Source organism: Salipaludibacillus sp. HK11 (assembly GCF_047795645.1).
Lineage (GTDB): Bacteria > Bacillota > Bacilli > Bacillales > Salisediminibacteriaceae > Salipaludibacillus.
On the sequence record NZ_CP181045.1, the window covers coordinates 3707047 to 3732014 of the forward strand.

Here is a 24968-nt window from a genome sequence, read left to right on the forward strand (position 1 = left end):
CCTCAACAGATGATGTTTCTTTCAGAGCTTTTAGGTGAATAGATATAAGAGAAATATTTATTCGAAAGGATGGTCGTTATGCAATCATTACAAGGAAAGAAAGCACTCATTACAGGCGGTAGTAGAGGCATTGGTGGAGCAACAGCGATTGCGCTCGCAAAGGAAGGCGTGGAACTTGGGCTTATCGCCCGCTCCGAAGAAAGCTTTGAATCAATTCGAAAAGAATTAACCGATCTTGGTGCAACCTTCGTCACTGCCGTTGCAGACGTATCACAAGAAAGTAACGTGGAGCGAGCAGTCAAAAACATTCGCGATCACTTAGGTGATATTGATATTCTGATCAACAATGCAGGAGTTGGAACGTACGGCAATTTTCAAGAAACTTCCACCGATGAATGGAAAAAAGTACTTGATACAAATGTCATGGGAACAGTTCACGTCACGAAAGCTATCCTACCTGATATGATCAATAAAAATCACGGGGACATTATCAATATTTCTTCCATGTCAGGATTAAAAGGGACAGCTGGATCGAGTGCCTATAGCGCATCAAAATTCGCCGTGATCGGTTTAAGTGAATCACTCATGCAAGAAGTTCGCCGCAACAACATTCGCGTCAGTGTATTGACACCAAGCCTTGTTGAAACTGACTTAGTCCGCGGAAAAGGTTCCGACAAACGAAATCCTAAAAAATATACCCAAGCAGAGGACTTAGCGGAATATATGGTTAGCCTACTAAAACTAGAGCAACGCACATTTATCAAGACTTCCGCTCAGTGGGGAACAAATCCGTTTTAAACACTGAAAAAATATATTAAAACTTTTTAATAAGGGCTGAGGTTAGGATATTTCTTAATCTTAGTCCTTTCTTTAATTTTTTATTAAATTTCCAAAAAGCTACGGGCTTCTTTCAATAAAATACTTCTCCTTTCACACACATTTATATGAAATTGTCGTTGCATTTCATAGATGAGACCGTTATAATTTAACTGATAACGATTATCATTATTACTTAAACAAGATTGGAAGGGGATTTTTCTCTATGTCCTATATATCTGCACATGAGTTGTCTGTTGCTTACGACAAAAACGTAATTGTCAAAGAAATGAATGTTGAGATTCCTGAAGGAAAAATAACATCCATTATCGGACCAAATGGATGTGGAAAATCAACGCTTCTTAAAGCTATTTCCCGAATTAAAAAGCCACATAATGGCATTGCATACTTACAAGGTGAAGATATTCATAAAATGAAAACTAAAGACGTTGCTAAAAAACTCGCAATCCTTTCACAGGCACCGGAATTACCAGGAGGGCTCACAGTCGAACAACTTGTGTCCTATGGTCGATATCCACATCAAAATGGGTTACAACGCTTTACGAAGAAGGATAGAGAAGCGGTAAACGAAGCTCTTAAAAATACTAATTTAATTGAATTTCGTGATCGTCCAGTCGATGCTTTATCCGGCGGTCAACGCCAGCGTGCTTGGATTGCTATGGCACTTGCTCAGGAAACAGAATTACTATTTTTAGATGAACCAACAACTTACTTAGATATGGCGCACCAGATGGAAGTACTAGAATTACTCGAACGATTAAACCGTGAAGAAGGTCGAACGATTGTTATGGTCATTCATGATATTAATCATGCTGCCCGCTTTTCTGATCATTTAATCGCACTTAAAGACGGACAGCTTCTTTTTAATGGGGACCCGTATCATATTATTTGCCCACCAGTGCTAAAAGAAATTTTTCATATTGATGCGTATATTGGCAGAGATCCCCGCACCGATAAACCAGTTTGTATTACCTACAATCTCTTACAAGAAGAAGAGGCACCCCCACTAAAAAATGCAGCGGGAGATTTGTTGGGAGTGTAACGTATGCCACATATTAATGAAATTGTCAGTGAGGAACAACGTAAAATATTCGGAATTCGATCGGGTGAAATGAACCAACATTCTCAATATAGCCTTCACACCTCTTCATTCCGCACACGAAATGGTGTAGAATCCTATTGCAATTGGTACGCGATTGCAGTAGATGCTCCTTCTTTTGATGTGGTTGGTACCTTTTGGGCAAGTCGTCTCGGTAGATATGTTGCATTTGTTCATTGGTGTATCTCACGAGGAATAACGCTCGAACAAGATTGGGATATTGATATATTATATTTAAAAAACGAAGCAAGCAGAGAACCCTCGATACACTATGTTGTCAAAATGGTAGCATTTCACCCCGAAGACAACGGCGACAAAAATGTGCAGTTGCATGATTTCTATCAGAATTACTTGAGTCCGATGATTCATACAGTTGCTAATGTTTGTGAAATAAAGTCGTCGATGTTGTGGGGCCAACTCGTTCAAAGTATTCCGTATTTTTTAAAGGAAGTCTCGAAGTTTGAAAGTGAGGTTATGGCTGAAACTATCACATCGAGTTGGGAGTACATGAAAGAAACAGCTCCTGCACATGTGTTTCTGGAAGAGAAGAATCCCTTTCCTTACAGAAGCTTAGAAATCGCAAACCCTAAGAATGCAGCTGTACCGATGCAAACGAAAGCTGCTTGTTGCTTGTACTTTAAACTGAGTGGCAACTATTGTTATAGTTGCCCAAGACTTACGCCTGCAAAGCGACAGGAGAAGTATGACGTATTAATAAAAAAGCAATAGGTTTTGTTAAAGAGAGGCCGGTCCCAAAGTATCATTTTTGGACCAGCCTCTCTGCTCTTCATCTACACCTTTTTTTGCTTCATTAACCATAGAAAGAACGGAGCACCGATTAGCGCCACAACAATTCCGGACGGTATTTCCTTAGGTGCGAGTACTAAGCGACCTAAGGCATCAGCAAAAACAAGGAACCCTCCACCTAAAAGCAAACTTACTGGGAATATTCTCCTATTACTATGCCCTACAAGCATTCTTGCCATATGAGGGGCAACAAGTCCAACGAAACCGATCGTTCCCGCTGCCGCCGCAGCACATGCGGCAATGACTGTCGCAAGAAAGATCATAGACCAACGTGTGAAAGTAACGTTTAACCCTACGCCAATAGCCGTTTCATCGCCCAACGCTAGAAAATCAATCTGCCTAATCAAATAAAATGCTATTGGTACAACGATGATAAGTGGTCCTATTAAAAACCATTGAAGTTCGTGAAATCCACGCGCATAGGTACTACCCGATAACCAAGTTAAGGCAACTGCAGCATTAAGGTTAAACCGTACGATCAAAATTTGAATAATAGCGGACCCTACTGCAGAAATTCCAATCCCCATTAATGCCATGACAGCAGGCTGAAAATTTGTTTTAAATGATAATACCATCACGATTGCAACTGCAATAAAAGCGCCAATAATCGCGCCAACGGGAATCCAAGCAACCGATAAAGCTGGTAGTACATATAAAATCGTCATTGCACCTACGCCAGCACCTGAAGTCACTCCAATGACGGAAGGATCTGCTAACGGATTGCGAAGAACCCCTTGAAATAATAAACCACTAATAGCGAGAAGCATGCCGGCAACGAGTGCAACAAGAACTCTACTAAGTCTTAAATCGATGATGAGAGACCGCAGAGACGTTTCTTCTGGATCAGTTAAAGCAAGCCACGTATTTTGAATTTCAATCCCTTGGCTTCCGACATTAACTCCAAAGATAATAGCTAACACTGTAAAAATACTTACACCAACAATAATGACACTGTATGGTATATTATTTTTAGAAGAGTTACCACTCAACCCTTCTTTACTCGACATACGGAAGAATGTTCCACGGTGCTTCCAGATTAGCCAGATTAGCCAAGGCGCACCTATTAGAGCAGTCACTGAACCTACCGGAAGTTCCGTTAAAGATGGATCAATCCATCTTCCAACGACATCTGCTCCGACCAATATCACTGCTCCCCATAACATCGAAGCACTTAATAACCAACCATGTATTTGTAACCCCATAAGTCTAATAAGGTGTGGTGCAATAAGCCCAATAAATCCTATCGGACCTACAACACTAACACTTATAGCCGTTAATGTAACAGCTCCTATGAACATAATAAATTGAATTAAGCCGACATTTTCTCCCAAACCCTTCGCGTGTTCTTCACCAATAAAAAGAACATCAAATTTTTTCGAGAAAAACAGTAAGAAAGTTAAGATAGCGAGAATTCCTGGAACCATGAAGCGTGCACCGCTCCAGTCGTTTTGAACAAGCGTACCGTTGCCCCATAAAAATAACCCAGCAGTCTCATATTCAAAAAATATTTGAATTGCTGAAGTGAATGCAGAGAACGTCAACGTTAAGACCATGCCTGCAAGTGCCATCCGTATTGGAGTTGCACGACTTCCGCCAGATATAGCAAATACAAGAATTGCCGCAATCAACCCACCTGCAAATGCAAGAAAAAATCCATTTACTGAGATACCAGTTGGAAGAAATACTGCACCCAGAATCACAAAGAAATAAGCTCCTGCATTTACCCCTAATGTTGCTGGCGATGCTAATGGGTTTTTCGTTAATGTTTGAAATAAGACACCCGCTGAAGCAAGTGCAGCCCCAGCCATAACACCAACGACAATTCTCGGCAACCGAAGCGTCCGGATAATTTCATGTTCCAAATCATTGCCGTCTTTAAAAATAGCTTCGATAATAATCTGGACCGTAATGTCAACGGAACCTTGTTGAATATGTAAAAGTGAAAATAAAAGTAAGAGAGCTGTTCCCCCTCCAAAGATGAGAACAGCTTTTAACAATGTATGCAATGATATTACTCCTCACTAAATAGATGAAGTATCTCCTTTGCGAAAACTTCTGCAGCTAGTGGTCCACCAAATACCCATGTATCTCCTGGTAAACCATAGGTTCTTTCTTCTTCAACAAATGATAACCCTTCCCACACTGGATTTCCAGCTAATTGATTTTCAAATACATTATCATCGTCCTGGACGATATAGATAAAATGTGCATCTTGATATGGTTGTAAACTTTCCACTGAAGTTTCAGTATAACCATACAACTCGAAATCACTTGCATCAAAAGCATTGGATAATCCAATATTTTCCACAATCTGAACAGCCATTGCATTATCAGTAAACAATCGAAGGGCTGCGGTCTCATTTGCACTAAAAGCTTGAGTGAGGACAAAATCAAGACCATCATTACCATTTTGTTCTAATCCTGCAGCAACTTCATCGTAAGCAGAATTTAAATTAGCGAGAACTTCTTCCGCCTTTTCTTCTTCACCTAACGCTGTTGCCATCGTTTCAAAGGTTGATACCATCTCTTCGTATTGATCTTCTCCCTCTTCAGGATATGGGTTGAACATCAACGTAGGTGCTATATTCTCCAACTGATCTTGAATCCCTTCATGTCGGAACGATGCTGTTATGATTAAATCTGGATCAAGTCTAGCAATTTCTTCAAGGCTTGGTTCCTGTCGAGTACCAATATCAACGACCTCTTCCGAAAGTTCTGGTTCCACATTTACCCAAGCATTGTATCCTTCAATATCAGCCATACCAATTGGCTCTAAACCTAATGCTAATAAATTTTCCCCATAAACCCATTCTAAGACAACAATTTTTTCCGGTTTCTCTTCTAATGTCGTTTCGCCAACCTCATGTTCGATCGTTAGTGGATAAGTAGCTTCTGAATTTTCTGGCACTTCGTTTTCTGTGGCATTTTCTTCTGATGTATCCGCTTCTTCTTCGTTGCTCTCTATTTCATTATTTTCAATTTCATTATTTTCTTCGTTATTTGCGTTTTCACTTACACCACCGCAAGCGGTCAAAAATAAAAGTGAACAAGTAATTAATAATAAATACAAACGTTTCATGTCTAGGTTACCTCCGAAGTTTTATTGAGAACAATTATCATTCCCAATGATAATGGTAATCAATTAGGATGAGATAGTCAACCTATTTTATGAAAAAGGAAGGATATTATTCTTTAAATTAATAAAGACACCTAACGATAGATCAGTTAACGTTCCCTGATCACCATTAAATGCCTTATAGAGTTAAGATCGCTCGAAAATTAGCTTTATATGATCAAGGCGAAGACCGCAATATTACCAATTCCTATACGTTAACTGTTGATGGTAATATCTATTTTGCAAGCGATGAATTTGAAGCTTCTGCAGAATTATCTAATAATAGTGAAGTAACTGGAAGTGTTGAAGTACAATAGATGCCATTTTAAAAATGTGAGCATGCTTCTTTCATTTATTGGCTTTCCATAGTTCCTGAATATCTTTAATATCCGATAGCAGCTCCGTCCCCTCTTGGGTCTGCTCCTCCATGTTTCATGTTCGTTTTATCATCTATTAAAATCATTCCAGCATGTCCCATCGTATCTTCCCAATTTCCTAGCTTCTCTAATTCCGGGTATATTTTTTGTAATTTTGTTATAACATGTTGCGGTATCCTACTTTCTACTTTCAAACTATTACTTGCAGCACCCCACGTTCTTCCATACAACCACCTCGGTGCTTCAATAGCCTCTTGAACACTAAATCCATAATCAATTACCCTCGTAATAAGAGCTGCTTGAGTTTGCGGTTGTCCTTCTCCACCCATCGTGCCATAAACAAGATATGGATTATCCCCTTTAAATAACATCGCTGGATTTAGTGTATGGAATGTTCGTTTCCCAGGCTGTAAGGAGTTCACGTGATTTTCATCCAAAGAGAAAAAACTACCTCTATTTTGCAAGAGAATTCCGGTTCCTGAAGGAATGATACCTGAACCAAAATCATGGTAAATACTTTGAATAACTGATACCGCATTCCCCTCATTATCAACAACACTAAATGAAACGGTATCACCTTTAGGATCAAGTCGATTGTTCATGACAATATCTTCGTTTTTTTGGATCTTTCCCGCAATTTGCTTCCCATATTTAGGTGACAGCAGATCGTCTAGTGGAATATCTACGAATGCAGGATCGGAAAGCCATGTATCCCGGTCTTTAAATGCAGCTTTTGTTGCCTCAATAATATAGTGATAGTATGTAAATGATCCCTCTTCTACTTCTTGTAAATCTAGATGATTCAGGACATTTAAAATTGATAGTGACGCAAATCCTTGCGTATTCGGAGGCAAATTATACGCCGTGTAATCTCTATATAATGTAGTGATTGGCTTAACCCATGTAGAGGTATGGTTTTGTAGGTCAGTAGCAGTTATCATACCACCTTTCTGTTTAGCGTCCTCGACAATTTTTCCGGCAATATTTCCTTGATAAAAAGTCTCTGCTCCCTTTTTAGCAATCTCTTTCATCGATACAGCTAAATCTGGTTGTTTGAATAATTCCTCCGAATTATATGGCAAGTTCCCTTGTTTTAAAAAAATTTTCGAAAACTCTTCAAATCTTCCTAGATCCCTGAACTCTTGATCACTTTTATCATTATTAGTTTCGGTCCATTGGTTTTGACTTGGTGTTACGGCAAATCCATTTTCTGCATAGTTGATCGCATCTGAAAAAAGTTCGTTCCAGTTTAACGTTTTAGACATAGCGCTTGCGGCATAACGATGGGCCTCTCCCCATCCATGAACAGCTCCAGGAACTGTATTTGCTGATAGGTAACCTCTTGCGGGAATTTTCATATATCCCTGTTCTTTATAATATTTGATCGTTGCTTTATTGACAGCTCTACCACTAGCATTAAGTCCATGTGTTTCTTTCGTTTTGCTATTATGAATCAACCAAAAATTGTCTCCGCCTATACTATTCATATGAGGATAAACAACAGCTAAAGTCGATGCAATAGCAATCGCAGCATCTACAGCGTTTCCCCCGCTTCTTAAGATATCTACACCTGCTTGAGATGCTAGATAATGAGGGGATGTTACCATAGCTTTTGGAGCCATAACTGTTGGACGTCCGGTTTCCTGTTTGTTTCCCATTTATGTAACAACTCCTTATAATCAGTACAAAAATAATCATTGAGTATAAATTTACACTATATTCTGACAATAGTAAATAGATGTCCTGTTCTGCTTCGCCATAAATATGAGTCACTTTATGTAATCAAAAATGCCAGACACTTTAAGTGCCTGGCAACTTTCATTATTAATTAAATTCATCTGGATCTGGTCCAATTCGTTTGTTCTCATTTAAGTTGTTAATTTCTATCATATCTTCTTCACTTAGTTCAAAGTTAAAGATATCTGCGTTTCCAGCGATACGTTCAGGTTTGACAGACTTTGGTATTGTAATCACTTCGTTTTGCAAGTCCCATCGCAAGATCACTTGAGCAGTCGTCTTCTGATATTTTTCTGCAATTTTTACTAACGCAGGCTCTTTCAGAAGCCTTCCTTGCATAAGTGGTGACCAAGCTTCCAATTGAATATGATGTTTTTCACAATAGACTTTTAATTCTTTTTGCGTTAATCGTGGGTGATATTCTACCTGATTTACCATCGGTTTAATCTCACAGTCAGCCATTAAATCTTCTAAATGTGCTTCTTTAAAATTACTAACTCCAATCGCTTTAATACGACCGTCTTTATATAGCTTTTCAAACGCCTTCCACGTCTCTTTATATTTGCCTTTAGCAGGAAGTGGCCAATGTATTAAGTACAAATCGAGATAATTTAATCCTAATTTTTTCATTGTTACTTCAAAAGCTTCGAGTGCTGCTTCATACCCTTGATCAGGATTAGCAAGCTTTGATGTTACGAAGATATCTTCGCGAGGAACAGCTGATTCTGCTATTGCTCGTCCAACACCTTCTTCGTTATTGTAACCGGCCGCTGTATCAATGCTACGATAACCGACTTCAAGAGCATTTTGCACAGTGGCAACAATTTCTTCCCCTTCTTCAACCTCAAATACACCTAAACCAAACCATGGCATCTTTACACCATTATGTAATGTCGTATAACTTTGTAAGTTATTCGTCAATTTGTTCACTCTCCTTTACCGTTATATTTCTTATTTTGGACTATAATTAGAATTAAATAAAGGAAAACGCTTACCGTTTTATAGATAATGACGATATCTGATAGGTGTTGTTCTGCGAAAATATATTAAGAGGCTATTTTCATGATAAACTTAGACATGGGGGTGTTTCAATGAGAGTCACACATGACGACGAAAAACGGATGAAGGTTAATCTTTTCCGTGGAACTAATGCCAATCCAACGTTTCAAGAACAGAAATCAGTTGTTAAAAATATTGCAAAGAAAAGTATGTTGAAATCTTTTCTTACGTCATCTGCATTTGATTTAAGCTCATGGATTTTTACTGCAGTGACAACTGGAACTGCGCTCATCCCTAGCCAGGTTGTAAATGAAACGATGTCTATGGTGACTGATAGCAGGTACATTCGAAAAGCTAATGAGCAAGTGATACGTGATTTAGCTTTCTTATATCAAATAAATGAAAGCGATCTTAGATTGAAGTTAGAGAGTGAAATGGTAAATCATCTTGATGAAACAAAGAAAAAAGTGGAGACTTCAAGAAAGGTCATATTAGGTAGTGTTAGAATAAGAACAAAGCTTGGTCTATTTGGGAACTTTTTACCTGCAATTGGTAGTCTAGTTACCGCAATGATCGTTTATAAGTCTATTGAAAATTTTGGCCATTCTGTATTAATCACTATAAATAAAATCGATCAGAATATATTATAAAGATGGCGACTAAATATTAACAGGAATCGCAAATGAAAACCCACTAACTGCACCGAATTTTTTAACGGTGCTTTTTGTATTTGTAAATAATTTGAGATTTGTTCAAAAATGCAGAATTCATTATGACCAATGAAAAATTGGGGGGGACACCTTTTTATCTCTTAAATATCTTCGCCGACAAGGGATTAGAAGGATGAAATTAATTCAATGACATATGTTATTGATTGATCGGTAACTATGATTTTGCTGATTTTCTTTTGAAATAACGGTATAATTTACTTAATTAATTTAAATGAGTATCCTCTTGTTCAGAATCAAAATAGCTGGTTAGAAAGTTCCACGAAACTCACTACGGTGCTCGATTTAGTCGGGACCTCGTAATGTAAGTACTTCGTTGTACGGAAGGTAGAGTCTCGTCCCCCTTTTTTTAACCCATACTTTTAATTATTCTGAGCTAATGATATTGATAATTGAAAATACAGTTTCTTGTCGCAGAAAAGACTGATTAGTTCCTAGAGAAGATTAATATAGCCATTTTTTATTTTATAAAACTATTATCTAGTTCTTTTAAAACTTTTTTTACAAGGGGTGGGATTGGATGGACTTTTCTAATAAAGAAGAATTAGAAAATCTAAAAAAAGAAGTTTACGGAATTGATATTGAGTGGGAACAAGAGAGTGGCAACATGCGGTTCTCAGGGCAATTTGCAATGGTTATGTGGGTTGAGACGGCCATGAAAAGCTTTCTTGATACGATTCAAGAAATTTCAGGCTGTCAGGTGGCAGACTTGGTGCTTGAAACAGCGGGATATCGGATGGGTGAGATTGTCAGTGATTTTTTCAAAACGGATGAGATAAACGGTATGTTTGAAACGCTGTTACGCGTTTATCGTGCTGCCGGCTGGGGACATATTACGTTAAAAGAATATTCGGCTGAAAACAATACTGCCGTTTTGCAAATTAAAGATTCTTGGGAATACCGCGTAAATAAAAAACAGGGTAGAAAAGAAGAATCCTCGTTTCTAGCAGGGCACTTTGCAGGTCTTCTTACAAATTTATCCGAGCAAAATATTTGGTATACTATGGTAAAAAGTCAACTTGAAGGAGCTGAATATAGTGAATATCGATTCTCTCCTTCTAAAATGACACCAAAGCAAAACATTCATGAACTGACACGACACCAGGAACAACATGAAATCTATAAACTGGAAAAAATGGTTGACGAGCGCACGAAAGAATTAAGGGATTTAGTAAGTGAAATTTCTTCTCCGATCATTCCTGTTCTTGATGGTATTGTCGTCATCCCGTTAATGGGAACGTACGATGAGATACGAGCCGATGAATTACTTCAAAAAACGTTGGATAAACTGCCTGAATATAAAGCGAAGTATGTCATCTTAGATATGACTGGAATCAGCGAAGACGTCGATGAGTATATGATTTCGTTAATTCTGAAAATGACGCAAGCTACCGCGCTTTTAGGGTCAAAGAGTATTTTGGTAGGGATTTCCCCAAAACTGAGCATTGAGATGACGAAAGCTGATTTCAATTCGAGTGAATCAAATATCAGTAGTTACTCCACCTTGAAGCACGCGATTATGTATGCCCTCTCGCAAGAAGGTAAGCAGCTTTTGTAGGTTGTCTTGGTCAGTTTTCATTAGAATAAGGAATTCGGTGCTCTTTTTATAAAGCACCGACATTTTTTATGCGTTGACAATGGTAACTTTTACGTTCAGTAGCATTGGATATCAAAGAGTAATGAAAAATTGACAAATGCTAGCATAATAAAGGGAGTTGATGGTGATGGAAAATAAACGAGTGGAATTTCACATAATAACGGATGGTCTTCACTCTGTAGAGGAGATAGTAAATAAGGTATCCTTATTAGCTCCCTATGTAGATTACATTCATTTACGAGAAAAAAGGAAAACAGCAGCAGAGTTATACAAAATTATTAACCTTCTTCTAGATTGTGGCGTCCCCTCCTCCAAAATCATCGTAAACGACCGAGTAGATGTTGCTAAAGCCACGAACGCAGCAGGTGTTCAACTTGCCTATCACAGTCTTGACGTGCCAGTAGTGAAAAAAACATATCCTGAGATCCGAATCGGAAAGTCGATACATTCCCTCAAAGAAGCGAAAGAGGCAGAGAATGAAGGCGCTGACTACCTTCTTTTCGGGCATATTTACACTAGCACATGCAAGCCAGGGAAGCAGCCAAGAGGATTACTCGAACTAGCTAAGATTATAGAGCAGGTAACTGTTCCAGTAATTGTAATCGGAGGAATTCAACCTTATCATGTTAAAGAAATTTTAGCGACAGGAGCAAGTGGATTCGCAGTGATGTCCGGGGTTTTTAGTTCATCTAATCCTGTAGAATCCGTCAAAGCATATCAGCAACAGGAATTATAAATTTTATTTGGAGAAGCTATGTTCCTAGGATCTGTTAATTTATCCCCAGGTGGAATTGTTGAAAACAAATTAAGGAGGGAAACCGTTAAAACTACCTTTTCTAGGCACGGGCGCTGGCATCCCGGCCAAACAACGCAATGTATCTTCTGTGGAGAATCATCACAGCAGAATTCGATACGTTTGAAATTCCAACAATTTATTAATAAAAAGCTTTGTTCGATCAAATGCAAAACCGTAGAACATAATCCTTGTAAAATCTCCTAACACTGACATACTTACGCTTTATAACTGTAAGCTTTTGTTGCTCATCCTAGTTCTCCTTAATATTTGCTCATGTGTATGTTTTCCCTTTTCACTTCTAAAGCGAAATAATTAGATGCATCAGTCAATATAACTAATCTACTGTTCCATTTTCGGTTACGTTGAACATGACATAGTTTTATTGCGAGTGATAATATAATCTTAGACAACGTTACTTTTTATCACAGAATACTTGAAAAAATATCTTATTAATGCGAATTGGAAAGGGAGGGTTCATGATGAGCTTAGAGGATTTAAACGAACAAGTGAAAACCGATCTTTCCTATCTTTCTTTCGGGGGAGATGATTGGTGTCGCTCAATCGATCATCCTGATGGTCACGTCTATGACGTAGTGATTGTTGGTGGTGGCCAAAGTGGTTTAGGAACGGCATTCGGTCTTTTGCGTGAGCGAGTATCCAATATTCTCGTCATCGATGAAAATCCGGAAGGTCTAGAGGGACCCTGGGAAACGTATGCGCGTATGGTCACTCTGCGAACACCTAAGCAGCTTACTTCTATTGATCTAGGAATTCCTTCTCTAACCTTCCGTTCATGGTGGGAATCACAATTCGGACCAAAAGGATGGGAAGCAGTAGATAAAATTCCACGGGGTGACTGGATGAATTATTTGCGATGGTATCGCGAAGTTCTTAACCTTCCTGTCATGAATGAAGTGAAGCTCCAGTTAATAGATCCTGTTGAAGAAGGGATTCACCGACTGCACATTGAGGGACCTGCTGCACCATCACCAGTACTATTGGCACGCAAAGTGATCCTTGCAACTGGCATCCAAGGTGGTGGCGAATGGCATGTACCTTCTATGATCACTGAGAATTTACCTAGTCATCTCTATTCACATACTTCTGAAACCATTGATTTTGAAAAACTTAAGGGGGAAAAAATCGCCATTTTGGGTGGTGGAGCCTCCGCGTTTGATAATGCAAATTTTGCCTTGTCAGCAGGCGTCGAACAAGCTCATGTCTTTGTCCGCCGTAACGAACTCCCTCGGATAAACCCTATTCGTCAAATGGAGAGTTCAGGTATGATCGAACGTTTTCATGCTCTGAAAGATGCGGATAAATACGCAACTATTGCCCATTTTTTTAAGCATAACCAGCCACCTACCAACGATACATTTGAACGTGCAACGTCATGGCCTGGCTTTGACCTTCACTTAGGTTCTCCATGGCTCGATGTCGACACCAATGATGAAGGCGGTGCAAGAGTAACAACTCCTCAAGGTACCTTTAACTTTGATTTTCTTGTTATAAGCACGGGTCTAATAACGGATCCCGCTTTACGACCTGAGTTAAAGTTGATTGAACGTCATATCGCTCGCTGGGGGGATTTCTATAAAGCTCCGAGAGAGTTAGCTAGTCCAGTGCTCGATGCACACCCGTACCTTAGCCCCGGATTTGCTTTTTTAAGTCGCGCTGAAAAGGACAAAAAAAGTGTATATGGTCTTTTTGCTTTCAATTATTCTGCTTTGATTAGTTGTGGTATTTCCGCATCTGCTCTTTCAGGTATGAGGTTTGGCATCCCGAAATTGGTGTCAGCTGTATCAGATCAACTATTTCTCGATGACCGAGATGAGATATTAGGGAACTTCTTTACTTATAGTGAGACGGAATTCACCGGTGAATGGATAGGAAAGAAAGCACTTAAGTCTTAACAAGATTTTACGTTTTATACCAATAAAAAGACAGGGAGTTATGTAGTCTCGTATGCACAAACTTGGTGGGAGTATGCTAAAATATGAGCGTCGTATGCACAAATTTCCTGAAATATGCTGAAAACATGTTCGTCCTTTGCTGATATTACAATAATTATCATGTGATCACTCGCTCGTCGTTCCAAGTTCACCACGGAAAGCTTTATTTAAAATGCTCTGTTTTAATGCATCTAAATTCTGTTGTTGATACGTGCACATACTTACTTGTTTTTCATGCTCGACAATACGGTCGATAATTCCTACAATTTTCCCCTGTTCCTCTTGAGGCGGAATAGGGATTATCATTTTATTGAGGTTTTTCGCATAAATTGCTGCGACATTCGTTGTCGAACTTTTTAGCGTGTTAAGCATTGCTTTACCGGTAAAAGAATTAAAATAGTAATTAATTAGTCTCGAATTTATGCCATGATGGAACCTTATTCTTAAAATATTATTATTAAACAGCACAGGTTCTTCACTTTTGATATCATAAATTGCACTTTTCCCTACAAGCTCACTGCTGTTCCTTGTATTAAAAAGAAAGTCTCCTTCCTCTAACTTAAATCCGTCGAGTTTATCTTCCTCAAGATCAACTCGTGTCGTTTTTATTAAATCAAGCTCGCCTCTGTTGGTTATGTTATTCATTTTAAGATATAAGTGTTGAGCCTGTGAACTTTGTTCTTTACTGCTTTTCACTAAGCCTAATTTCATTTCTTTCACTAAATCTTGAAATTTGATCCATTTCCATCCTACGGGTATATCAAAAGGGACATCCGAAAGATCAGCGAAGACTGCTTCTTTTTTCTTTTTTGTTTGTTCACCCTTTCCTAGAAGATTTATCTCCTCAATCCAATCATCGGTAGTTCCTACTGCTAGGTATTCTTGTCTCCATTCCCTTGTCAACTTGCCTTGAAAAGCTTTATCCAATAATGCCGCGCGCCGAAAATCGAACGTTTTTTCAACCTGATCAATTAATCGATTTGCTTCTTCAATTTTCCGAAACAAACGTTCAACTTTTTGTGCGATTCTTGTTTGTTCAGAGATGTTTGGCAAAGGAATATTTAATCCTTCTAGATGGTCTTTTTTAATATTATTTATGTTACTCCCTTTTGCTAACGAAACAATTCTCTCTTTATATAAATGAGACAGAAAAAACAAACCAAAGTAGTTCGGATCTACTGCTTGATTAGGTCTTAACATCGTTAAAAAAGCACCAAAGCTAATCGCTGGTTCCGTTTTAGTAATCAGCGCTGGTTTTCCAATCACCTTCGAACTCCCCGTCGAAGAAACAATGACGACATCCCCTTGTTTTACAAACTGTTCTTCTTTCACGAGTTCTCTAGATACATACACGTTATCTGCTTTATTGACAAGGTGACCATCTTGGACATTACCACCTCTTATAATAAAGGCATCTTCATCTGATAAATAATTCGTAACTTGATGTTTTTTATAAGAGACACCCCTAATAATCGTTGATAGCCTCCCTACCTTTGTCCAAGCCCAATTGCTAGGTATCTCATATGGCTGCTCATATTCTGGTACGATTGCTTCTTCAAATACTTTTTTTTCTGGTATTTGCTCTCTTTGTTTGTTATTCATTACTAACCACCCCAAACGTTTCTAGCCTTACTTTTATAAAAAAGTTAATTGTGTGAAATACTAATTATGTAGCTCCATCGTCAAATGATAAGTTACGCATATTCCATATTTTTTATGAAAAACCTCTTGGTTAACCATATATTACTTTTGTCCCTTCTATGGTATGGGCTCTCCTATATGACTAGTATAACCAATGACCGAAAGGCGGAGCAATGTAAATTCGAGGGTCGAATGTTGGACCAGAACTACTTAACTCTAACTGTGTTAAACCTATTAGATCTGAAGTTGTTTTACTAGGTATTAATAACTATAATAATAGACTTTATTGTGTTTTTTTGTTGATATATGTAATAATATACTTCTTTTCGACTAGGTTTAAGGTATTTAGAACTATACTTAACTTGTTTAATGACTTGCATTATGATAGTGTTCTAAACAGTATCTTTTCCTGCAAAAAAGTTGATTTTACGCAGTTTTTCTTCAATTTTCATTTTCACATTATTTTTTCTATGGCTGGATCAATTGAGCTAAATTATCGTTAAGGAGGATATATATGTCAGCAAAACCAAAAGGATTGACCTCATTTCGTGACTCGTTAAAAACACCTGTCTTTATGATTTCGCTTATTTTTGCCGTTACATTTGTATTAGTTGGAAGTCTTTTACCGGACTTCGATGTATATATGGACAATACTTTTGCTTGGATCGTAACAAATTTAGGTTGGACGTTTATCCTTGGAGGCAGTGTTTTCTTAATCATTACACTCTTCCTGATAATTAGTCCTCTCGGTGAAATTAGGTTAGGTGGTGATGGTGAGGAACCGGAGTATTCGACTCCTGCCTGGTTTGCAATGCTATTCAGTGCAGGTATGGGTATTGGTCTATTATTCTGGGGTGTATCAGAACCAATTAATCACTACGATTGGCCAGCTATGGGCGAAGGCGGAACAGAACAAGCCATCCATATGGCTTTGCAATATTCATTCTTTCACTGGGGACTGCACCCTTGGGCTATTTATGCTGTAGTAGCTGGATCATTAGCTTATTTCACTTACAGAAAAGGATTGCCGATGCTGTTAAGTTCAACATTAGAACCAATTCTCGGTAGAGATAACTTGAACGGTGGATGGGGAAATACCGTAAATATTATTGGTGTTGTTGCAACGCTCTTTGGTATTTCTACGTCACTTGGACTTGGTGTCATGCAAATTGGTGGAGGAATAGAAACTCTACTCGGAATTCCAAATAACACGGCCCTTTGGCTCGTCATCATTGTTATCGTCACAACTTTAGCAATAATTTCAACGACAACGGGAATTGATAAAGGAATTAAGTGGTTGAGCCAAATCAACCTTGGTGTTGCAGGATTACTTTTACTGTTTGTGTTAATTTTGGGGCCTACGCTTTTTATCTTGAATGCTTTTACGCATTCAACCGGCTCTTACTTACAAAATCTATTATCAATGTCGTTTGGTATTGATGCAGCAGGAGAAGGGACAAACGGTTGGTATGATGCTTGGACAATCTTCTATTGGGCTTGGTGGATTTCATGGGCCCCTTTCGTAGGCTCATTTATTGCTCGTGTCTCTAGAGGGCGAACAATTCGTAGTTTTTCAATTGGTGTTTTACTCGTACCAACGGTCGTTAGTATGGTGTGGTTCAGTGTCTTCGGTGGAACTGCGCTGTTTAGAGAGCACTTTATTCCTGACTCAAGTATTCTTGACGTCGTTTTACAAGACGAGGCACTTGGATTTTTCGCAATGCTTGAAGGGTTTCCGTTTGCAAACCTGCTTATCGTTATTGCGATGCTTTCCTTAACCGTCTTTTTCATAACTTCTTCCGATTCTGGGACTTACGTAATCGGAATGCTAACATCAAAAGGAAACATGAATCCCCCGATTCAATTGCGTGTAACATGGGGGGTATTGGAAGGTGCCTTTGCAGCCGTATTACTATTGTCTGGTGGGTTAGCCGCATTACAGACTGCAGCTGTTGTTGGTGGTTTTCCGTTTATGATTATTATGTTGTTTATGATATATTGTCTGATCAAAGCGTTGTTTACAGAACTGTCTGATGGTTCGTTACCGATGGAGCGTCAGCGCATCTATGCCGCGTTAGAAGACCTACGGACTGAGCACAGGATTCAAGATGACGTTATAAATGAAAATGAAGATGAATGGGTAATTGAAGGTGAAAATGGAGACGAAGAAGTGAAACATGAAGAGAAAGAAGAAAAATAACAATAAACCCTCACCAGCACTTTGGTGAGGGTTTTATTTGTGACTACTAAAATAGCCGGTTTAGAAACACTAGGGAACTAAAATGCAAACTACTGTACAATTAATTTCTTCATCTAGCCAAACTGTGCGTAATGTAGACGACTGTACACACCCTCAGATTGGATTAATTCGTCATGGTTTCCTTGTTCAGCAATGCCTTCTGGTGTGACAACTACAATCCGGTCTGCATTTTTAATCGTTGCTAGTCTATGCGCAATAACAAGCGTAGTGCGGCCTTTAGACAGCTCTGTCAACGATTTTTGAATAGCGATTTCTGTTTCTGTGTCTAGAGCAGAAGTTGCTTCATCCAAGATTAATATGGGTGGATTTTTCAAGAACATACGTGCAATCGACAAGCGTTGTTTTTGACCACCAGATAATTTAACACCACGTTCACCAATAAGTGTTTCTAATCCATCAGGTTGATTATAAATGAAATCAGCTAGCCTTGCTTTAGTAGCAGCTTCCATAATCTCTTCGTCCGTGGCACTCAAATTTCCGTATGAAATATTTTCTTTAATACTCCCCGAAAACAAAAATACTTCCTGTTGAACAATCCCGATTTGGCTGCGCAACGATTCCATTTTAACCTTGCGGATATCAACTCCATCGACCATGACTGTTCCATCATCGACTTCATAAAATCTCGGCAGCAAACTGCACAAGGTTGTTTTTCCTGCTCCCGAAGGTCCTACAAATGCAACTGTTTCTCCTGCATGAATGTTCAAATTAATATGATTGAGTACTTTTTCAAGACCTTGATAACCAAACGTGACATCTTGGTATGATATATTTCCGATTACATTTATATCTAAAGCATCTTTTGCATCTTGAATATCCGGTTCAATATCAAGTACTTCTGTATATCTTTTGAAACCAGCAATCCCTTTCGGATAGCTTTCAATGACTGCATTAATCTTCTGGATTGGGCCAATTAAAATATTTGAAATTAAAATAAATGCCACAAACTCTCCAAACGTTAAGTCTCCAGATATGACGAACCATGTTCCAAACAAAAGTGTCAGCAATGTGATAAGTCTCATAAGCATATAATTGGCTGTCACATTCTGAGCCATGATTTTATAAGAAGCTAACTTGGTAAGTCGATAGCGGTCATTATTTTGGGCAAATTGCTTTTGCTCAAATTTTTCATTAGCAAAGGCTTTAACGACACGAATACCGCCGATACTATCCTCTACTCTAGCATTAATATCTGCCACATCTTTGAACATTCGCCTAAACGTATGAGTCATTTTTTTGTTGAAATAAATTGCAAACACGACAATAAGTGGAACGAGAATAAAAATCATCACGGCAAGTCGCCAATTTATCGTCATCATAATTGCAAAGGAACCTACTAGTGTCATGATCGCAACGAACACATCTTCAGGACCGTGGTGAGCGACTTCACCTATTTCTTCAAGATCTTTTGTCAACCTAGAAATGGAATGTCCCGTTTTGCTATTATCAAAATAACCGAAGGATAGCTTCTGCAAATGTTCAAACAACTTCCTTCTCATGTCGGTTTCAATGTTAATCCCTAACATATGACCCCAATAGGTGACAATGTAATGCATAAACGTATTTAACATGTAAATGAAAAGTAAACCAACACACATCCAAAAAATGACGGTCCAACTTTCACCATGTTGTAACCTATCAATCACTTGATTGACAACCAATGGAAACGACAGTTCCAAAAGTCCGACGAATACAGCACACGAAAAATCAAGAATGAACAGACCTTTATAAGGCTTATAATATGAAAAAAAACGAGCTATCAATCTATTTCCTCCTTTAAACGAACGACTGAATATATTAATATATTCAGTCAATAGAGATATTCATAACGATACAATTGATAATGATATTCATTATCAATTGTATCGTTGTTTATTACATTTTACAATAGTATTTAATCATTTTGCCAAATTAGAAGATACGTCACATTTTCTCAGGAGCTTTTAATCCTAGTAACCTTAAACCTTCCTTCAAGACGATTTTAACCGAATAAACGAGAGACAATCGAGCTTGTATATATTCTGAATCGTCCAACACTCTAACCGATCCATAAAACTGATTAAACACCCTTGAAAGTTCGACGACGTACTTGGCAATTTGTGACGGATCGTACGTTTCAAAAGAACGTTTAATTACATCTGAGAATGCCATAAGCTGTTTCACAATAGGCCATGCTTGGTCATCTTCGATCATGCCACTCGAATTTGTTATTACAAACTGACCTTTGAGTAGAAGCGTCGATGCTCTAGCATGCGTGTATTGAACGTACGGCCCGGTCTCTCCTTCAAACCTAAGCATATCCTCAAGGGAAAACTCAATATCGTTAAGACGATGATGTTTTAAGTCATGAAAGATAATTGCTCCTATACCTACTTGACGTGCGACTTCCTCTTTTTCTTCAAGACTGGGATTTTTTTCATTAATATTTTTCATAGCGAGAGATACAGCCTCTTTCAGAACTTCATCTAACAAGACAATTTTCCCTTTACGAGTAGACATTTTCTTGCCTTCTTTCAAGATCATTCCAAACGAAACATGAGCCATTCCTTCCGTCCAACTGTAGCCCATTTCTGATAGAACAGCGAATAACTGTTGGAAATGCAGACTTTGCTCATTTCCAACGACGTAAAGTGATTTGGTAAAACCATACGTTTTTTGACGATATATTGCTGCCGCTAAGTCACGAGTTGCATAGAGTGTTGATCCGTCCTGCTTCTTAATCAAACAAGGTGGCAGACCTTCTAGTGGGACGACATGTGCCCCTTCCGACTCATTGAGGATTCCTTGATTTTGCAAAAGGTCTACCACTTGCTCCATCTTATCGTTATAAAAGGCTTCCCCATGTTCCGAATCAAACGTAATTCCTAGTTTTCGATATATTTCCGAGAACTCTTTAAGTGATTCTTCTCGAAACCATTCCCATAAAGCATGTGCTTCTTCATTACCCTCTTCTAATTTCTTGAACCACTCACGTCCTTGATCATTCAAGTCTGGATCATCTTCTGCCTTTTCGTGAAACATAATATACAGTTTCAACAACTCTTTAATCGGCTCTTGCTTTACCTCGGTCTCGTTTCCCCATAACCGATAAGCAGTAATTAGTTTTCCAAACTGAGTACCCCAATCACCTATATGATTGATCTTTACTGTTTTATAGCCGCATTTTTCGGCGATTAATGAAAGTGAATAACCAATGACCGTGGACCTTAAATGTCCCATTGAAAAAGGCTTAGCGATATTTGGTGATGAAAAATCAAGCGTAATAGTATCACCCTGACCTAGTTCAACATCACCAAAACGATCCTTAAACTCTATGACCTCTGAGATAACTTGGGCTGTAGCTTCCTTTCTTTTCAAAAATATATTTACATATGCACCAACCGGCTCGACTTTCTCAATATAAGCTGCTGATAACTTATTTGCGAGCTCACTTGCAATTATTACTGGTGACTTTCTAAACAATTTTGCCAATTCAAAGCATGGAAATGCTAAGTCTCCCATATGGTCATGTTTTGGCTCTTCAATCATCATATTGATTTTTCTACGCTCCAGTTTTCCCTCTAATTTCTTATCAATCAACTGCGCTACATCATCTTTTACCTTCATCACTTTACCTCCTATTGTAATTTCCACATTAGGGGCAAACATCAAAAAACTCCCGCCCCTTTCATATTGAAAGAGGCGAGAGTATAAATATAATCCCGCGGTACCACTCTAATTGCTTCTATCCACCGATAGAAACCACTTGGCATTGCTAACGAGGTTCATCCCGGCTCTCCCTACTTCGTACTTGTTCAAGAAAGCATCTCCAAAGTGCGGTTCATGATCTGCTTGGTATCGGGCTCCCACCATCCCCAATTCGCTAAGCCACCCCAGATCACTACTCTCTTTGTCATCGATGTTTATTTATAATATTAAAATATTATTTTTAATCATATCACGATTTTATTGATAATCAAGAAGAGATGCTAAAGTTTTTTACTGACTTACTAGCTAGTAAATAAAATTAGCACCTACATTTATGCTACGCAGGTGCTAGGATTTCTATGTTCAGCATACTAAGACCAGCCTTTTTCTTTGAACACAGTGATTGCTTCGATACGATTGCTCACTTCAAGTTTTTCAAGAATAGAGGAAATATAATTTCGGACAGTACCGTTCGTGAGGTAAAGTTGATTAGCTATTTCTTTTGTACTTTTACCTTCTGACATTAACTTTAACACTTCACTTTCCCGATCAGTCAAAGGATTCTGCGGACTATAAAACTCATCCACAAGTTCTGGTGCATAAATTCGTCGACCATTCATCACGCTTCGAATCGCACTTGCAAGTTCTTCACTTGGACTATCCTTTAACATATATGCATTCACTCCAGCTTTTACGGCCCTTTGAAAGTAACCTGACCTAGCAAACGTCGTTAAGATCATGAATTTACAGTCGCTTTCGCCTTTCAACTCTTCTGCTGCATCTAGTCCACTTTTTTTCGGCATTTCAATATCCATAATACAAACATCCGGCTTTTGCTCACGAACCAAAGTTACCACATCTTCACCATTGGCTGCACTGCCTACGACAGTCATATCTTCCTCTAAATCAAGGAGTGAAGAAAGAGCCCCCAATAGCATTTTCTGATCTTCAGCAATGACAATTCGAATCATCTTTCCTACCTCCTGTCTTTATTTTGATGATCCCCAGGAACATTAATTACAAGTGTGGTGCCATTTTCGGCATGTATATCAAGATTTCCATTTACAAATTCGAGTCTTTCTTTCATTCCTTTTATCCCGCTCTTTTTTTTACGGTCTTTCGTCGCGCCTATCCCAATACCGTTATCATAAACTTTTACAGCAAGGCCCGTATCCCCTGGTTCAACTATAATCGAACAAGATGAAGCTCCACTATGTTTAACTATGTTGGTAACTGCTTCTTTCACACACATACTGACAACATTTTCTGCGATCAACGACGTATTTGGCAATTGCAATGATCCTTCAAATTTAAACTCAATATTAGCCGCTTGTAATATTTGTTCGACTCGTTGAATTTCATCTTCTAGTTTCGTTCCACGCATCTCCGTCACCAGTTCACGCACTTCTTTCAAGGCAGTTCTTGCTGTTATTTGCACATCTTTTATTTCATCTCTAGCTTTATCTGGCTGTTTATTAATCAGTTTTGCTGCCAAATCACTTTTCAATCCAATTAATGAAAGTTTCTGACCGAGAGTGTCATGTAAATCTCGTGAGATTCGTTGTCGTTCTTCTAGCTTAACTAATTCGGAAATTCTTTTGTTCGCATCCTTTAATTGCCCTTGAAGTTTCTCTTCTTTATTCTTATTATATGTGCTCACGGGTAGAAGAATCACCGCAATCATACTCAGAAAAACAAAAGGTAGTTGCGTGATAAATACACTGGTGTGAAAGAAGAAACCATATGTACTTGTAGCGAATGTGGCAACTAGTAGAATAATGTATAAAGTCAAGAAGGCAGACCACTTTCTTAATGTACCGATGAAAAAGGCTAGAAACAAAAAGAAATATATGTAACCAAACAGTAAACTCATCACGGTTGATATTGCTATTTGCAAACTTGCACCTAAGTAGACAAGCCATCCATGAGAGGCAAACGACAACACGTAACAAAGAAAGTAACCAAGAACCATCGCAACCCCAAGGCTGATTTCAGGTGTAGATGAGTCTTGAACAATAAAATAAAAAGGGAGGATGTAAAAAACTACCCAAACATAGGGACTGAGCCCGGTGTTTTTGCGAACTTTCCAATTCCATTTTTCTACCATCCTTATCATCCCTCGTTTCTTCAAACTTCTTTGTTGATAGTTTAGCACAAAATGAAACGTCAATCAGACAGGAGTGTTACCCCTAAAAGATTGACGTAACCCTTTTATCGGTCGCGCTTAATTTCACTGATTAATTAGTTCTGATACTTTCTTGTTCCTTTAAATTATCAACAGACGAGTGCAGGATTTTCTTTGCCTGTTTAAACGAAACAAATCTTTTTGACTGTTCGTCCCATAGCCGGTAGCTGAGCGACTTGAAACTTGTAGCAAGCGTAATTGTTGTCGCTTTTTGCAAAGGTGGTGCTGCTTCGTGTGCCTTTTCCAAGTGATAGTTCGGAACTCTCGGGCTTAAGTGATGCACATGGTGAAAACCAATGTTTCCAGATATCCATTGCAACACTTTAGGCAATTTATAATAGGAACTTCCTTCTACCGCTGCCTGAACAAAACTCCACTCATCATCGTGCTCGAAATAAGAGTCTTCAAATTGATGTTGCACATAAAATAACCAAATCCCTAGCATCCCAGATACAAGAAACACTGGAAACTGCATAATAAAAAGTGTTTGCCAACCAATGATTAAGCCCAATATAGTATATAAACCAACGATAGAAAGATTTGTCACATATGTGTTGATTCTTTCTTTACGTTTTGCTCCTTTTGTATTTAGACGATATTGAATCATAAATACGGCAATTGGACCTATACCCAACATCATGACTGGGTGACGATAAATTCGATACTTTAACTTTGTCCATTTGGATGCTTCTTTGTATTCATCAACAGTCAATAGCCACATGTCACCAGTTCCTCGTTTATCTAAGTTACTACTCGTTGCATGGTGAGTATTATGACTATTTTTCCACTGTTCATAAGGAACAAGAGTTAAAACACCAGTGATTGTCCCTAATATATCATTCGCTTTTCGACTTTTGAAAAATGATTGGTGGCAGCAATCATGAAAGATAATAAACGTCCGCACCAAAAATCCACCTGTGACAATCAAAATTGGTAAGGTAATCCAATAAGATATGGAAAGAGTTAAATACGCGATATACCATAACATTATTAATGGAACAATTGTATTTAATACTTGTTTTATACTAGCACTTTGATCTGTTTTTGCATATGGAGCGACCTCTTTTTTTAACTGCGCAATACTTGATTTACTCATAAAAACGAGCCTCCTAAGTTCATGTGTCACTATTTTTATTTTACAATTCATGATT

General features: G+C 38.4%; 19 protein-coding genes and 1 other annotated feature. Of the genes, 9 read left to right on the top strand and 10 right to left on the bottom strand.

Going from position 1 to position 24968, the window contains the following annotated elements; all coding sequences use genetic code 11:
- Window positions 1-78: 78 nt before the first annotated feature.
- The 3 genes from ACM26V_RS17400 (at window position 79) to ACM26V_RS17410 (ending at window position 2665) form a co-directional block, all read left to right on the top strand.
- Window positions 79-798, top strand: coding sequence for a 3-ketoacyl-ACP reductase (locus ACM26V_RS17400; RefSeq protein WP_416148009.1), 720 nt, complete (start codon window positions 79-81; stop codon window positions 796-798).
- Between the two features lie 244 nt (window positions 799-1042).
- Window positions 1043-1879, top strand: coding sequence for an ABC transporter ATP-binding protein (locus tag ACM26V_RS17405; RefSeq protein WP_416148010.1), 837 nt, complete (start codon window positions 1043-1045; stop codon window positions 1877-1879).
- A 3-nt stretch (window positions 1880-1882) separates the two neighbouring features.
- The gene (locus ACM26V_RS17410) at window positions 1883-2665 is read left to right on the top strand and encodes a (2Fe-2S)-binding protein (protein ID WP_416148011.1); all 783 of its coding nucleotides are present in this window, start codon (window positions 1883-1885) and stop codon (window positions 2663-2665) included.
- Window positions 2666-2727: 62 nt separating this feature from the next.
- Here the strand turns inward: ACM26V_RS17410 and ACM26V_RS17415 are convergent, their stop codons facing one another.
- Together ACM26V_RS17415 and ACM26V_RS17420 are read right to left on the bottom strand one after the other, a co-directional pair.
- A complete protein-coding gene (locus tag ACM26V_RS17415) occupies window positions 2728-4749 on the bottom strand; it encodes an iron ABC transporter permease (RefSeq protein ID WP_416148012.1) in 2022 nt (673 codons plus the stop codon).
- 5 nt (window positions 4750-4754) lie between these two features.
- Window positions 4755-5822: an ABC transporter substrate-binding protein gene (locus ACM26V_RS17420; protein WP_416148013.1), complete on the bottom strand. Its 1068-nt coding sequence runs from the start codon at window positions 5820-5822 to the stop codon at window positions 4755-4757.
- A 170-nt stretch (window positions 5823-5992) separates the two neighbouring features.
- Here ACM26V_RS17420 and ACM26V_RS17425 point away from each other — a divergent pair, with 170 nt between their 5' ends.
- Entirely contained in the window at window positions 5993-6175 is a 183-nt protein-coding gene (locus tag ACM26V_RS17425) for a hypothetical protein (RefSeq protein WP_416148014.1), read from the top strand.
- A 65-nt stretch (window positions 6176-6240) separates the two neighbouring features.
- On the opposite strand, the gene ggt is transcribed toward ACM26V_RS17425, so the two are convergent.
- Window positions 6241-7893, bottom strand: a complete 1653-nt coding sequence (gene ggt, locus ACM26V_RS17430) for a gamma-glutamyltransferase (RefSeq protein ID WP_416148015.1) — start codon at window positions 7891-7893, stop codon at window positions 6241-6243.
- Window positions 7894-8059: 166 nt separating this feature from the next.
- On the bottom strand, window positions 8060-8845 hold the full coding sequence (locus tag ACM26V_RS17435; RefSeq protein ID WP_416151904.1) for an aldo/keto reductase: 786 nt from the start codon (window positions 8843-8845) through the stop codon (window positions 8060-8062).
- A gap of 218 nt (window positions 8846-9063) precedes the next feature.
- On the opposite strand from ACM26V_RS17435, the gene ACM26V_RS17440 reads away from it, so the two are divergent.
- From ACM26V_RS17440 to ACM26V_RS17455, 4 genes are all read left to right on the top strand, one after another.
- The gene (locus tag ACM26V_RS17440; RefSeq protein WP_416148016.1) at window positions 9064-9621 is read left to right on the top strand and encodes a hypothetical protein; all 558 of its coding nucleotides are present in this window, start codon (window positions 9064-9066) and stop codon (window positions 9619-9621) included.
- A 598-nt stretch (window positions 9622-10219) separates the two neighbouring features.
- Window positions 10220-11257 (top strand): STAS domain-containing protein, encoded by a 1038-nt coding sequence (locus ACM26V_RS17445; protein ID WP_416148017.1) that lies wholly within the window; start codon window positions 10220-10222, stop codon window positions 11255-11257.
- 166 nt (window positions 11258-11423) lie between these two features.
- Window positions 11424-12032, top strand: coding sequence for a thiazole tautomerase TenI (gene tenI / locus ACM26V_RS17450; protein WP_416148018.1), 609 nt, complete (start codon window positions 11424-11426; stop codon window positions 12030-12032).
- Between the two features lie 539 nt (window positions 12033-12571).
- Window positions 12572-14005, top strand: a complete 1434-nt coding sequence (locus ACM26V_RS17455; RefSeq protein WP_416151905.1) for an NAD(P)-binding domain-containing protein — start codon at window positions 12572-12574, stop codon at window positions 14003-14005.
- A gap of 165 nt (window positions 14006-14170) precedes the next feature.
- Here ACM26V_RS17455 and ACM26V_RS17460 read toward each other — a convergent pair whose 3' ends face one another.
- Window positions 14171-15646: a restriction endonuclease subunit S gene (locus ACM26V_RS17460; RefSeq protein ID WP_416148019.1), complete on the bottom strand. Its 1476-nt coding sequence runs from the start codon at window positions 15644-15646 to the stop codon at window positions 14171-14173.
- A 553-nt stretch (window positions 15647-16199) separates the two neighbouring features.
- Between ACM26V_RS17460 and ACM26V_RS17465 the strand changes: the two genes are divergently transcribed.
- On the top strand, window positions 16200-17885 hold the full coding sequence (locus tag ACM26V_RS17465; RefSeq protein ID WP_416148020.1) for a BCCT family transporter: 1686 nt from the start codon (window positions 16200-16202) through the stop codon (window positions 17883-17885).
- 113 nt (window positions 17886-17998) lie between these two features.
- Here the strand turns inward: ACM26V_RS17465 and ACM26V_RS17470 are convergent, their stop codons facing one another.
- From ACM26V_RS17470 to ACM26V_RS17490, 5 genes are all read right to left on the bottom strand, one after another.
- Complete coding sequence (locus ACM26V_RS17470) at window positions 17999-19708, bottom strand: ABC transporter ATP-binding protein (RefSeq protein WP_416148021.1); 1710 nt, start codon at window positions 19706-19708, stop codon at window positions 17999-18001.
- Between the two features lie 160 nt (window positions 19709-19868).
- Window positions 19869-21551, bottom strand: a complete 1683-nt coding sequence (argS, locus tag ACM26V_RS17475; protein ID WP_416148022.1) for an arginine--tRNA ligase — start codon at window positions 21549-21551, stop codon at window positions 19869-19871.
- Window positions 21552-21619: 68 nt separating this feature from the next.
- Window positions 21620-21850: a binding site (T-box leader), on the bottom strand.
- Window positions 21851-22003: 153 nt separating this feature from the next.
- Window positions 22004-22603 carry a response regulator gene (locus ACM26V_RS17480; RefSeq protein ID WP_416148023.1) on the bottom strand — a complete coding sequence of 200 codons (600 nt, stop codon included), beginning with the start codon at window positions 22601-22603 and terminating at the stop codon, window positions 22004-22006.
- Window positions 22604-22608: 5 nt separating this feature from the next.
- Entirely contained in the window at window positions 22609-23748 is a 1140-nt protein-coding gene (locus ACM26V_RS17485; RefSeq protein ID WP_416151906.1) for a histidine kinase, read from the bottom strand.
- Window positions 23749-23869: 121 nt separating this feature from the next.
- Complete coding sequence (locus ACM26V_RS17490) at window positions 23870-24913, bottom strand: fatty acid desaturase (protein WP_416148025.1); 1044 nt, start codon at window positions 24911-24913, stop codon at window positions 23870-23872.
- Between the last annotated feature and the right edge of the window lie 55 nt (window positions 24914-24968).